Origin of the sequence: Streptococcus sp. S784/96/1, assembly GCF_902729355.1 — a bacterium.
Classification (GTDB): domain Bacteria; phylum Bacillota; class Bacilli; order Lactobacillales; family Streptococcaceae; genus Streptococcus; species Streptococcus caledonicus.
This window is the reverse complement of the sequence record NZ_CACVCC010000024.1, coordinates 23,140-35,196: the sequence shown is the minus strand read 5'-3', so window position 1 is coordinate 35,196 and position 12,057 is coordinate 23,140. Positions and strand designations below refer to the sequence as shown.

11 protein-coding genes and 3 pseudogenes are annotated in these 12,057 nt (G+C 37.3%); 2 read left to right on the top strand and 12 right to left on the bottom strand.

The features are described from left to right. Window positions 1-173 precede the first annotated feature (173 nt). The 8 genes and pseudogenes from GZ996_RS12265 to GZ996_RS08555 form a co-directional block, all read right to left on the bottom strand. A pseudogene (locus GZ996_RS12265) lies at window positions 174-391 on the bottom strand (hypothetical protein). 51 nt (window positions 392-442) lie between these two features. After that, window positions 443-793: an IS66 family insertion sequence element accessory protein TnpB gene (gene tnpB, locus GZ996_RS08580; protein WP_162011839.1), complete on the bottom strand. Its 351-nt coding sequence runs from the start codon at window positions 791-793 to the stop codon at window positions 443-445. Window positions 794-933: 140 nt separating this feature from the next. Beyond that, window positions 934-1,842 (bottom strand): annotated as a pseudogene (locus tag GZ996_RS12260) (IS3 family transposase); the annotation flags it as partial. A gap of 102 nt (window positions 1,843-1,944) precedes the next feature. Further along, window positions 1,945-2,596, bottom strand: a pseudogene (locus tag GZ996_RS12255) (transposase); the annotation flags it as partial. Between the two features lie 389 nt (window positions 2,597-2,985). Continuing rightward, window positions 2,986-4,836, bottom strand: coding sequence for a proline--tRNA ligase (locus GZ996_RS08570; protein ID WP_202913605.1), 1,851 nt, complete (start codon window positions 4,834-4,836; stop codon window positions 2,986-2,988). A gap of 201 nt (window positions 4,837-5,037) precedes the next feature. Next, window positions 5,038-6,300, bottom strand: a complete 1,263-nt coding sequence (rseP, locus tag GZ996_RS08565; RefSeq protein WP_162011838.1) for an RIP metalloprotease RseP — start codon at window positions 6,298-6,300, stop codon at window positions 5,038-5,040. Window positions 6,301-6,308: 8 nt separating this feature from the next. Then, window positions 6,309-7,103: a phosphatidate cytidylyltransferase gene (locus tag GZ996_RS08560; RefSeq protein WP_156806285.1), complete on the bottom strand. Its 795-nt coding sequence runs from the start codon at window positions 7,101-7,103 to the stop codon at window positions 6,309-6,311. Window positions 7,104-7,115: 12 nt separating this feature from the next. Continuing rightward, entirely contained in the window at window positions 7,116-7,871 is a 756-nt protein-coding gene (locus tag GZ996_RS08555; RefSeq protein WP_161979395.1) for an isoprenyl transferase, read from the bottom strand. Window positions 7,872-8,183: 312 nt separating this feature from the next. On the opposite strand from GZ996_RS08555, the gene GZ996_RS08550 reads away from it, so the two are divergent. Then, the gene (locus GZ996_RS08550) at window positions 8,184-8,639 is read left to right on the top strand and encodes a universal stress protein (RefSeq protein WP_161979394.1); all 456 of its coding nucleotides are present in this window, start codon (window positions 8,184-8,186) and stop codon (window positions 8,637-8,639) included. Between the two features lie 263 nt (window positions 8,640-8,902). Here the strand turns inward: GZ996_RS08550 and yajC are convergent, their stop codons facing one another. The 3 genes from yajC to GZ996_RS08535 all read right to left on the bottom strand — a co-directional run bounded on the left by yajC (window position 8,903) and on the right by GZ996_RS08535 (window position 10,635). After that, complete coding sequence (gene yajC, locus GZ996_RS08545; protein WP_156806287.1) at window positions 8,903-9,223, bottom strand: preprotein translocase subunit YajC; 321 nt, start codon at window positions 9,221-9,223, stop codon at window positions 8,903-8,905. Window positions 9,224-9,316: 93 nt separating this feature from the next. Then, window positions 9,317-9,655: a thioredoxin domain-containing protein gene (locus GZ996_RS08540; RefSeq protein ID WP_156806288.1), complete on the bottom strand. Its 339-nt coding sequence runs from the start codon at window positions 9,653-9,655 to the stop codon at window positions 9,317-9,319. A gap of 263 nt (window positions 9,656-9,918) precedes the next feature. Further along, window positions 9,919-10,635: a YebC/PmpR family DNA-binding transcriptional regulator gene (locus GZ996_RS08535; RefSeq protein WP_156806289.1), complete on the bottom strand. Its 717-nt coding sequence runs from the start codon at window positions 10,633-10,635 to the stop codon at window positions 9,919-9,921. A gap of 190 nt (window positions 10,636-10,825) precedes the next feature. Here GZ996_RS08535 and GZ996_RS08530 point away from each other — a divergent pair, with 190 nt between their 5' ends. Then, entirely contained in the window at window positions 10,826-11,176 is a 351-nt protein-coding gene (locus GZ996_RS08530) for a metal-sulfur cluster assembly factor (protein ID WP_161981018.1), read from the top strand. A gap of 81 nt (window positions 11,177-11,257) precedes the next feature. Here the strand turns inward: GZ996_RS08530 and GZ996_RS08525 are convergent, their stop codons facing one another. Then, window positions 11,258-11,728, bottom strand: a complete 471-nt coding sequence (locus GZ996_RS08525) for a DUF3013 family protein (protein WP_162011837.1) — start codon at window positions 11,726-11,728, stop codon at window positions 11,258-11,260. Between the last annotated feature and the right edge of the window lie 329 nt (window positions 11,729-12,057).

The window sequence follows — 12,057 nt, the reverse complement described above, 5'->3', positions numbered from 1 at the left end:
GGTGTCAACTACTTTTTTCTAGTTTTTTTCCTATATCTGCCTTTCTCTCTTACGAGACAACTCATATATCTTACCAAATATATCCTCTTCTTGTCAATACCTTTTTTTAAATTTTTTCTTTTTTGGGAATTTTAGCAAATTGTCAAGTCAAGTGCAACAAGTTCGTGGGTAGACTAGTATTCCATTTTGTAGTTAAGAAGTATGAAGAGGATTATAACTTTAATAAATCGTAAGCGTCCAATAACAGAGTATATTGAAACTTCCAAAGTCTTTGTTGACTCTGGAAGTTTTTGTCTCAAATAAGCCACTTGTTCACGAAGGAGGGCGAGTTCATTAGACATAGTCTCTATCGTTTTGTTAAACTTTCAATAATGTTATCTTTTGAACTCATGTTCGTCCCTCCATTGTTTTTTTATATTATACCGAAAGAAAAGCCATGATTTCAATAGAAATCACGACTTTTTGTGGTATTGATTTTAGGTGTAATAGAAAATCCCTTCATCAGCCAGTCAACCTGTTCAGAAGTTAAGGCTTTGACTTCCTTTTCTGTGTTTGGCCAGGTGAGTTTTCCATTTTCGAAACGTTTATAAAGTAGCCAGAAGCCTTGACCGTCCCAATAAAGTGCCTTAAAGCGATCTTTACGACCACCGCAAAATAGGAAGACTTGCCCTGAAAAAGGATCTAGTTCAAATTGACTTTTAACCAGATAGGCAAGTGAGTCAATCCCTTGACGCATATCAGTTTTCCCGCAGACAAGATAAACCTGCCCTAAATCATTGAGCCTGACGGTCATAAGTAAGTACCTTTTCTAAAATAAGTTCTAGTTGGTCTTGACTAAGGGGATGAAAGCAACTGATTTCTAGTTTACCGAATCTTAGTTTGAGGAGAAGATTGAACTGCTCCCTGTCAAGTGGACAATGAAATAATAAAAGATTAAGCAACGGCCTTGTTCCTCAATTCAAGAGGGGCAAGGCCGTTGTGCTTCTCTTGAAATCGTTCGTTATTGTAAAAATAGATATAGTCATCAATATCATAAACTAATTCCTCAAATGTCTTGTAAGCCTTCAAGTCATAACACTCCGTCTTAAAATGACCAAAGAAACTCTCAATTGGCGCATTGTCAATGCATTTCCAACTCGTGACCTAGAGCGTGTCATCTGATATTGGGGTGTTACCATCCGGTATTCCCGTGAAGTGGATTGACTTCCTCTGTCGCTGTGGATGATTGGTGTGGCATCTGGATTAGCTTCCATAGCCTTTCTTAGGTTCTCCATGATCATTATGCTTACTGATATGGTAAGCCACGATAGAACCATCATAAAGGTCTTTAATAGCACTTAAATAAGCCTTACACCCTAACCCATATTGCAAGAAAGTCACATCTGTACACTATTTTTGATTAGGGGCTTGAGCTGTGAACTCTCGATTGAGAAAATTCTCTTCGATAGTCACAAAACTAGTCTTCGTGCAATAGCCTCGAGAACGACGGATAATTGATGAGATACCAAGGATACGCATTAAGCGACGAATTCGCTTCTTGTTATAAGTTGTTCTAAGTTTCCGATTGACAGCTCGCGTCATTCGACGGTAGCCTAAAATTCTCTTGCGTTTGGTATGTAGTTCCTTGATGGTTTTTAATAGTGTTCGATTTGTCTCCTCAGATGTAGTCTCTTTGTGATTAAGCCACTTGTAACAACCTGATCGAGACACTCCAAGTCATTGGCATAACTGGCTAATAGAGGATCCACTATGCTTATCGGAATAATCTTTAATAGCTTGAAATTCTTCTAAGTAACGTCCGAGTCTTACCGTCGGTTTCTGCGCCTGATTTCTTCCAACTTTTTGGCGCTAGCCGTTCGAAGCAAAGCGAGTTACGGATAGCCCTGCAAGGCTTGTCCAGGCGTTAGGAACAGGGTGACGACACGATTGGCAACAAGCAACTGCAAGCAACCCTACCTCCATTTCTAAATAGCGGTTGCGCTCTTCTAGTTGCTTGTTTTTGAGCTGTAACTCTTCTTCTGGGGGAAGGGGCGGTTTACTGTCTAACCCTTTACTTCTGCGATCTAGGAGTCCTTGACTAGCGTCCTTCTCAAACTTTCTCACCTAGGAATAAACTTGTTGGTAGGAAATGCCATATTTCTCAATCGCTGCCTGATAGTCCTTATCATGAGTAATGGTGAAGTTGACAATCTCCACACGTTCTTCAAAAGTGGTTTTACGTCCCTGTTTCATACGACTTAATCCTTTACTAGTTGCTTTGATTTCTTTACCACTAGTATACCGTTTGTTTTAGCCACTTTTCGAGAACACTTCCAGATGATATGTAGTAAGTTTCAATGATTGTCTCCAAACTTCCTCGTCCAGATAGATAATCTTGTACGGCTTGTTCTTTGATTTCTTTTGAGTACCTCGTCCAAGTATTACTTTCTCTTAATCCTGCTATACCTAGATGTTTGTATTTACGAACCCAAGTTCTAATGGCGGTATCACTGACGCCATATTCCCTTATTAAGCTTGAAATGGATTTCCCTTTTTCTAGATACAAGTTAACAATCTCTAGTTTTTCTTCTACTGATTTTGGACTTCTTTTTGACATGTGAAAACTCCCCTTTTAGTTTCTAGTGAATTTTTGTTTTTTCACTGTCCACTATAAGGGGAGTATATCAACTTATGCAATAGATTCCTCTTTTTTTGTTCAGGCAAATCGTAAAGCTTTTACTTTTTTCAGTGGGCTCCCAGATCGGTCCTCTCATTGTTCATTTTAATGGTCAATCTCCTACTACAATCTAATATTATTACTAAGTTTTTGCAGTCTCTCACAATCTATTAGAGAACCTCATTCAAGAGGTGATTAACATTGACATTTCAATATGTCCAATTTTCATCAGATACTTTTGCTAAATCAAACACTGCTTGACATGCAACTTTGTTTTTTCACCTAACCATGTCAGTACACCTACTTAGGTAAATTACACCCCTAAAGAATCATTTAGACAAAATTTCTAATGTTTCAATTAAATTGTCAGCGTGAACTTCAATTGTATCACCACTAGCTTTAATTTTAACTTCCACAATGCCGTCAACTGCTTTTTTACCAACCGTTACTCTAATTGGTAATCCAATAAGGTCACTGTCTGAGAATTTAGATCCCACTCGTTCATTACGATCATCTGTCAACACATCGTAACCTTTTGCCATTAATTCATTTTCAATTTTTGCAGTTAATACCTGTGCTAATTCATCTTTTGTATTAACAGTAATTAGATGAACATCAAATGGCGCTAATTCTTTTGGAAAATTAATTCCCCATGCAAATTTGAAATCTCCTTTTGGCGTTCTATTGACAAACAGACGCGCATGCTGCTCGATAACTGCTGATAAAATACGGCTGACTCCAATACCATAGCAGCCCATAACGATTGGTACAGCTCTGCCATTTTCATCTAAAATAGTAGCACCCATACTATCTGAATAACGTGTTCCAAGCTTAAAGATATGACCAATTTCAATACCACGAGCAAATTTGAGAACCCCCTGCCCATCTGGCGAGACTTCTCCTTCTTTGACCTCACGAATATCCACATACTCAGCTGTAAAATCACGGTTAGGATTCACACCAGTCCAATGGTAACCATCTTCATTTGCTCCAGCGACAGCATTAGCAACATCTTGCACCTTACGGTCAGCAATAATTCGTATCTTTTCTGACAAACCAACTGGCCCAAGAGAACCAAATGTTGCTCCAAATAATTTGATAGCTTCATCTTCACTAGCAGGTTCTAGGAAATCGGCACCAAGGAAGTTTTTCAATTTAACGTCATTCACTTGGTCATTACCAACTAGTAAAGCCACAACTGGTTTTTCATCCGCGATAAATAGAAGGGTCTTAATCGTTTGTTCTTCTGTAATGTTTAGGAAATTAGCAACCTCATCAATAGATTTGCAATTTGGGGTTGCGACTTTAGTGAGTTTCTCTTGGACAACTACTTTATTAGAAGGCTTGTATTCATCCGTAGCCATTTCAAGATTTGCAGCATAATTTGACTCGCTTGAATAGGCAATCGTATCCTCACCAGAAACCAGCCAAGCATTTAATTCAGCCTTAATTTCTTCCAAGGTGTCCTTAGGTATTTCATTAATAGATGAAATAGATTTATCAAGAACAAGCCAACGGTTTAAATCTGTACGATTTGGAGTAATGGCCATAAATTCTTGAGAGTCTTTTCCTCCCATTGCACCACCATCACCAATGATTCCTTTGAATTCTAAACCAGCACGTGTAAAGATTGCTTCATATGCTTTTCGATAATCCTCATAAGTTACATCAAGGTCTTCATAACTACTATGGAAGCTATAACCATCTTTCATAACAAATTCACGGGTACGAAGAAGACCGTTACGCGGACGTTTTTCATCACGATATTTTGATTGAATTTGGTATAGGTTAAGCGGCAATTGTTTATACGATTTAACCGCATCACGTACTAACATTGTAAAGGTTTCTTCATGAGTTGGCCCCAATATGAAATCAGATTGATCTCTATTTTTTAACTTATAAAGATCTTCTCCGTAAGTCTCATAACGACCTGATTCGCGCCAAAGATCCGCTGTCAAAAGAGCTGGTGCTAACATCTCTACTGCACCTATTTTTTCAAATTCTTGACGCATGATTGTCTTAAATTTTTCAATGGTACGATTTGCAAGCGGTAGATAGGCATAAATACCTGCAGACACTTGACGAACATAGCCTGCACGCAACATTAGGGCGTGACTAATCACTTGAGCATCACTTGGCATTTCCCGAAGTGTTGGAATTAGCATTTTTGATTGTTTCATAATATAAGAGATATTAAGGGATAATTATTATCTAAAATTACCATAGTCTTTTAGGCTATTGTTTAAGCATTTGCTTCGTCATTTTACAATTAACCCGACAATGTTCAATAATTAAATTCCCTATTAAATTCCTTTCTTGTTCGAATTGATTATTACTGAAAAAGACTCACGCAAATATGTCTTTAATTATTGCCATTTTGGTTAGAAAAACACTCGCATGATATCATTCCATGTAACTGCTATCATCAGCACTACCATAACGGCAACTCCTACAAGAGTTACATAAGTCTCTGTCTCTTGTTTTAATGGTTTTCTACGGAGAGCTTCCAGGATATTAATCACTATTTTACCACCATCTAAGGCAGGTATTGGGATTAAATTAAAAATTCCCAAGTTAATCGAAATGGTAGCCATAAGGTAAAGAACAGATTCTATTCCGTTAGAGGCAGCTTGGTTCGACATTTGGTAAATCGCAACTGGGCCACCTAATTTATTTAGGCTAAAATTAGTAATCAAACTTTTTAAGGCATCTAGAATGAGAAAGGCTGTTTCCCATGCTTTGATAAATCCTCCTTTGACTTTGTCCAAGAAACCTGTTTTTAAAGATGGCGTCACACCTATGTAGAAAGCACCATTATTTTCCAACGGAGTCACTGAGAGTGTCTTGGTTTGTCCTGAAGATTTTTTCACTTCTATTTCAATAGGAGCATCTTCTCCATTTTTGTCAGCATTTAATCTCACCACTCTCTGTAAACTAGCCCAGTCAGTCACTTCAACTCCAGCAATAGAGAGAACAGTATCACCGGTTTGCCCACCAGCTTTTGCGAACGCACCGGCTTCTAATACTTGAACCTGTGTCGTTTCAAGATTTTCTACTCCACCCTGCATAAAAATCAAAACAATAAACACAACAATTCCAAGGATAAAATTATTCATGGGGCCAGCAAAGTTTGTTATCATCCTGCCTGGTATGGTAGCATTTTGATACTGAACATCTATCGGAGCAATACGAACTTCAGTGCCCTCTTCTTCTACAATAGTGGCATCATGATGAACAGTATAGGTTTTCTCATGGCCGAGAACAATTCCTGTAATAACTAGTTGCTTTTCTAAATCATAGCTAATAATATTAATCGGTAAAGCTGTTTTATCAAGTTGCTTACCTGATAAATTAATACGTGTCACCAAACCTTCTTGATTTAATGTTAAAGCCGCTGGAGTGCCTGTTTTAATTTCAGTGGCATCATCTCCCCAGCCAGCCATACGGACGTAACCTCCCAATGGCAACAAACGAATCGTGTAGGCTGTACCATCTTTTCCAATATATGCAAATATTTTCGGTCCCATACCAATAGCAAATTCACGAACTAAAATTCCTGATTTTTTGGCAAAATAGAAGTGTCCAAATTCATGAACTGTGACGATAATTCCAAAAATAATAACAAAAGATAAAATACCTAGCATAGCACCTCCTAAAACAGACCAAAGAAATGCATGATTGGGAAAACAAATATCATGCTATCAAAACGATCAAGAACACCTCCGTGCCCTGGAATTAATTTTCCAGAATCTTTAACACCAAAATAGCGTTTCAAAGCACTTTCTACTAAATCACCAAATTGAGCAAAAATACTAAAAATAGCAACAAATAATAACATTACCAAGAATTTTTGAGGAGCATAAACTGTCGGTTTTACCAGCATAAAAAGAATTGATACAACTACTGCTGATAAAACACCTCCTAAACTTCCCTCAATCGTTTTATTTGGTGAAACAGCTGGAAGAAGTTTATGCTTACCATACGAGCGCCCTATCATATAAGCTCCTATGTCTGTCGCCCAAACAATAAACAAGGCCAACAATACCTTATCTAAACCTGCAATACGAGCATTAATAAGATTTTGAAAACCAATCCCTACATAAAAACTAGAGGCAATGGGAAAAAGGGCATCATCAAAATGGTATTTCCCAAAATTTAGTACCGTTCCTGCTAAGAGAAAAAACACCAAAATAGTATATGCACTAAGACTGGCATCAACTGGTAAAAATGTAAAATAATGATCCATAGGAACTGCCAAAACAAAAGCTCCTAGCATCGCTAGTAGTCCTTCAAAAGAAAAAACTTCATAACCTTTCATTTTAACAATTTCAGAAACACCAATCATTGCTAATATTCCGACAAATATCTGAAAGGCAACCCCTCCAAACCAGAGAAATGGGGCAAAAATCAGTAGAGCCACTGCACCAAAAATCACACGTTCCTTCATTTACTCCTCTTTCTAAATGCCACCGAATCGACGGTGACGACGATTGTATTCCTCAATGGCTGCTATTAAGCCTTTCTCTTTAAAATCGGGCCACAGAACATCTGTAAAATAAAACTCACTATAAGCTGATTGCCAAGGTAAAAAATTACTCAAACGCAATTCACCACTTGTACGAATAATCAAATCGGGATCACGATAAAGATAGGGCAGAGTTGCGGTCTGTAGATAATTCGCAATTAAATCTTCCGTGATATCACCGGAATTGAATCGTGCATCTAAAACATCTTGAGCAATTTGTCTAACTGCCGAAACAATTTCAGCCCTTCCTCCATAATTCAATGCAAAGTTAAGGATTAATCCCGAATTTCGTCTAGTCAACTCACGCGCTCGATTAAGAGCATTTAAAGTTTCCCTAGGTAAACGACTCGTATCTCCTATCATTTGCACTTTGACATTATTCTTGTGGAGTTCAGGAACATATTTGTCAAAAAATTCAACCGGCAAGCTCATAATAAATTTAACTTCATCGACAGGCCTTGTCCAGTTTTCTGTTGAAAATGCGTAGACGGTTAGGACTTTAACACCTAGATCTGCTGCTTTTATAGTCACAGACTGAAGCGCGTCCATTCCTGCCTTATGTCCTATAACTCTAGGTTGCAAGCGTTTTTTAGCCCAACGGCCGTTCCCATCCATAATGATTCCAATATGCTTAGGAATTTTTTCTAAACTCACCTTGCGAGATTCTTTTTTTCTTCTAAATGTAAACATAACATTTCCCTATTTTTAATACTCTACTCTCTATTTTACCATAAATTAGCCAAATTAAACGATTTTCCGCTTTATCTTCCAATAAAATCGCTTGTGACCATCCCTATGTTCTGATAAACAACCCGATGCATCGGCTCTTTCATATTCTTTATAAAAAAACGAAATGATTATACAATTTTAAACTCTATTTTACCCAAATTAATTCGTTTAACGATGAAACTGACCGTTATGTGATTTTGCAGAAATTGTATATAAAACGCTTTCATTTTTAGGCAAAAAAGTGTATAATGTAATCAAAAGGAGGTGTTCTTTATGATTACACAAGCTTATCGTCACATTTTAGTTGGTATTGATGGCTCACCTCAAGCTGAATTAGCTTTTGAAAAAGGCTGCGCTGTTGCTCTGCGTAATGATGCTCAGCTTGTCCTCGCCCATGTCATCGATACGCGCACATTACAAAATATCGCAACTTTGGATACATTCGTTTTTGAAACATTAGAAAAAGACGCTAGACAGATGCTCGAAGACTATCGTATACAGGCTTTAGACAAAGGCGTCAAAGATGTCAATACGGTCTTAGAATTCGGCAATCCAAAAACACTTTTGTCAGTTGATATTCCTGAATCAGAAAATATTGATTTAATTCTACTAGGAGCGACAGGTCTCAATACTATTGAAAGAATTCTTATCGGCTCTTCTTCAGAATATATCATGCGGCATGCCAAGGTAGATATTTTAATCGTCCGAGAAGAAAGTAAAACATTATAAATTGAGAGTGGCTAATCTCTAGTTCCTCTCACACTACCGTGCGTGCTGTTCGGCACACGGCGTTGAATTAACTTTTAACACATGTCATTCAAGATAACAATCTAAGCAAGAAGAGGTTGGGACAAACCAGCACGATGGCAAAGCCCTCACTAAGAGTATAGCACTTAGCGAGGGCTTTGCCTATTGGTTTTCATTGCTTTGTGGGTGTGGGTTCTGCCATCGTGCTGGTTTGTCCCAACCTCTTTTAACAACATTCACTAAATTTATTCAACTTCTTCTACAGCTGAAGACTCACCTTCTGCAACTACTGGAGTCAAATCAGATGTAGTTGGTGTAACGACACGTTTTATTGCAGATAATTCAAAAGTTAAATACACGCCATCAACATCAAGAACAATGGTCTTAGCGTCAACATTGACTTCATCAACAACCGCATACATCCCACCAATTGTAACAACTTCGTCACCTTTTTTTAGTTGAGCTAACTGGTTTTGGCGTTGCTCAGCTTGTTTCTTTTGACTACGGCTAGTAAAATACATCATCCCTGCCATCATAACAAGCATAATTAAAATCGTTGCGTTCATCTTTTTCTCCTTAAATAAATACAGCAAAACTCTTTTGACAAGACTTCTCTGTTTAATCGTCAACAACAACTATACCAAATTCTAAATGATTTTTCAAATATCAGTTATAAACTCCGTAATAGCATCTTCTGAAAGTGAAGAATCACAGACAACCTTGACTGTTCCACCATTTGATACTAAAAGACATGGAACCGTGGGAATGCCGTACTTAGAACGGAATTTTTGAATTTCAGTAGCATCACTGAAATCCTCACTATTTAAAAAATAAACCGCTTCATTAAGTGCGTTAGCCACATTGGTAAGCTTAGGTTCAAATAAACGGCAAAATGGGCAGCTTGAACGCCCAATAAAAAGAGTGAACTTCTCAGCTGATTGAATACGATTCTCTGCTTCTAAAGCAGTTATTTTTACAAAACTTTGTGCAAATGTCATACCGACCTCCTCGATAATAGTACCCTTATCATAAATGTTTCACTCCAAAAATGCAACTTTCTGATACCAATAAAGCCACATCATTATAATAAAGATACTAGTCCAAGTCCAATCAGATCACTACAGGATTTTAGAAATCTCTAAGTACAATCAAAAGCATGGAACGACGATACTAAAAATGCTGATTCTATACTTTTTAGTATTCATTTTTCAAATAGAAGAACTAGGAGTTATCTTCATTTACTCTTTTCATTATCTTCAAATTAGAAATCTGCAACATTGTGGTAAACCTTTTGAACATCGTCATCTGCTTCAAGCGCATCAACTAATTTTTCAAAAATCACCAAATCTTCACCTTCAAGTGTTACTTCTGATTGCGGAATCATTTCAAGCTCTGTCACTTGAAACTCAGAAATACCATTTTCACGGAGCACTACAAGTGCTTTATGAAGATCAGTTGGTGCAGTATAAACAGTGATTGAGCCTTCTTCCGCTTCAACATCATCTACTTCCACATCAGCTTCAAGAAGCATTTCGAAAATACTGTCAGCATCATCCCCTGCAAAAACAATGACACCTTTTTTATCGAACATGTAAGATACAGAACCAGCAGCACCCATGTTTCCACCGTTTTTACCATAAGCAGTACGAACATTTGCAGCTGTACGATTGACATTAGATGTTAAGGTATCAACAATAATCATTGAACCATTAGGTCCGAAACCTTCATAACGCCCTTCAACGAAAGTCTCATCTGTGTTCCCTTTAGCCTTATCAATCGCTTTATCAATAACATGTTTAGGAACTTGTGCTTGTTTGGCACGATCGATAACAAACTTCAGGGCTGAGTTAGTTTCTGGATCTGGATCACCTTGTTTAGCAGCTACATAGATTTCAACACCAAATTTTGCATAAACTTTTGATGTTGCGCCATCTTTGGCAGTTTTTTTCGCAACAATATTAGCCCATTTACGTCCCATGGGTTATCACCTCTTTGATTTATATTTTTGGAAATAGCAGAGCTACTCCTCTAGAACTTCTCTATTATAGCACTTTGAAAACATTTAGTAAAATAAGATTTTATACTCTAAAAATTCAGAAAATTCTTGAATTAATCTTTTTTTTTGATATAATAGACACATATTTTCAAATGAAAGCCGAGTGTATCTTATGCGTGATGATATCAAAATCAATGATCGGGCGTTAGCAATGTCTGACCAACTGATTAACACCTTCGAAAGCATTTTTGACCCTGAAATTGAACTCGATATCTACAATCTAGGACTCATCTATGAAATTGATTTGAGCGAAGCAGGTCATCTTCACCTTGTCATGACTTTTACTGATACTAATTGTGGTTGCGCAGACACTATGCCTTTTGAAATCGTTGATAAATTAACCAAGATTGATGGCATTAACTCGGTCAATGTTGAAATCACCTACAATCCCGTGTGGAAAATGACCCGTATTTCTCGTTACGGCCGTATATTTTTAGGCATAAGTCCTAGAGATGGAAAGTAAGTTTGAGACAGCAATCGCTTTAAAATTTTTAGGATACAAATAAATCATGAAATCTCTTTTTCACCTAAAAAGTACTTCTCTTCAATACCTAGGGTAAGGATAGAGGGTAGTTTCTATTAAGTCTGTTCTACCGTTGTCAAAAGCCTCAGTATCCCATTTGATTGCAAACTCTTCTACTTCTTTATCCGATAAGAAATCCATCAAATCACTCAAACCTTCGGTTGCTGTTTCATTAAGAAATTCTGCAAAGTAAGCTAAAAACTCACGAGACAAGCCTTTTTGGGGATCATAAGGAATCGTTGCTAAGTAGTCGTCTGGATTAAACATTGATTTTACAGGATTGTAAAACAAGACATAATCTTCGAAGAAAATATCTTCACTAGAAGTTTCCCCATCAGCATCAATAGTTTCAACACCAGATGTATTTTGTGCTTCAAGAAGGAAAGTCACTTCTACTGCATGATTTTTCTTATCCCAATCCATCGCAAAGTCACAAGTCAACGCTTTCTCTAATTCTTCTTCTAATACCGATAAAAAGCCAAATTTAGCCATAAGTCACCTCTTTTTTATTATAATCCATTCTACCATAAAAATTTATTTTACATTTGCTTAACAATGCTGTATAATATTCGCAACGGATAAGTAAGTTGCTTTTCTTCTTTCAGAAAACCTGCGGTTGCTGCGAGCAGGTATTAGGAGCAAGTGAAATTCTACCGTGTTTTTAAGACGGATGTTTTTTAATGCTGATATGCTATATTGGCGACAAGGAAAATATCTTCTTAAATTATTTTATCAATATCGTAATTAAGCGCACCTTAGTGAAGTTGGATGGAACCGTGCTACCGCACTCCAACAATGACTAGGGTGCTTTTCGCATAAAA

What these genes read in the sequence shown, in the direction of transcription:
- GZ996_RS08560 (WP_156806285.1), bottom strand. Translation starts at nt 7,103, where the DNA reads ATGAAGGAACGTGTGATTTTTGGTGCAGTGGCTCTACTGATTTTTGCC.
- GZ996_RS08535 (WP_156806289.1), bottom strand. Translation starts at nt 10,635, where the DNA reads ATGGGACGTAAATGGGCTAATATTGTTGCGAAAAAAACTGCCAAAGAT.
- GZ996_RS08540 (WP_156806288.1), bottom strand. Translation starts at nt 9,655, where the DNA reads ATGACATTTGCACAAAGTTTTGTAAAAATAACTGCTTTAGAAGCAGAG.
- GZ996_RS08570 (WP_202913605.1), bottom strand. Translation starts at nt 4,836, where the DNA reads ATGAAACAATCAAAAATGCTAATTCCAACACTTCGGGAAATGCCAAGT.
- yajC (WP_156806287.1), bottom strand. Translation starts at nt 9,223, where the DNA reads ATGAACGCAACGATTTTAATTATGCTTGTTATGATGGCAGGGATGATG.
- GZ996_RS08555 (WP_161979395.1), bottom strand. Translation starts at nt 7,871, where the DNA reads ATGTTTACATTTAGAAGAAAAAAAGAATCTCGCAAGGTGAGTTTAGAA.
- GZ996_RS08525 (WP_162011837.1), bottom strand. Translation starts at nt 11,728, where the DNA reads ATGGCTAAATTTGGCTTTTTATCGGTATTAGAAGAAGAATTAGAGAAA.
- GZ996_RS08550 (WP_161979394.1), top strand. Translation starts at nt 8,184, where the DNA reads ATGATTACACAAGCTTATCGTCACATTTTAGTTGGTATTGATGGCTCA.
- rseP (WP_162011838.1), bottom strand. Translation starts at nt 6,300, where the DNA reads ATGCTAGGTATTTTATCTTTTGTTATTATTTTTGGAATTATCGTCACA.
- GZ996_RS08530 (WP_161981018.1), top strand. Translation starts at nt 10,826, where the DNA reads ATGCGTGATGATATCAAAATCAATGATCGGGCGTTAGCAATGTCTGAC.
- tnpB (WP_162011839.1), bottom strand. Translation starts at nt 793, where the DNA reads ATGACCGTCAGGCTCAATGATTTAGGGCAGGTTTATCTTGTCTGCGGG.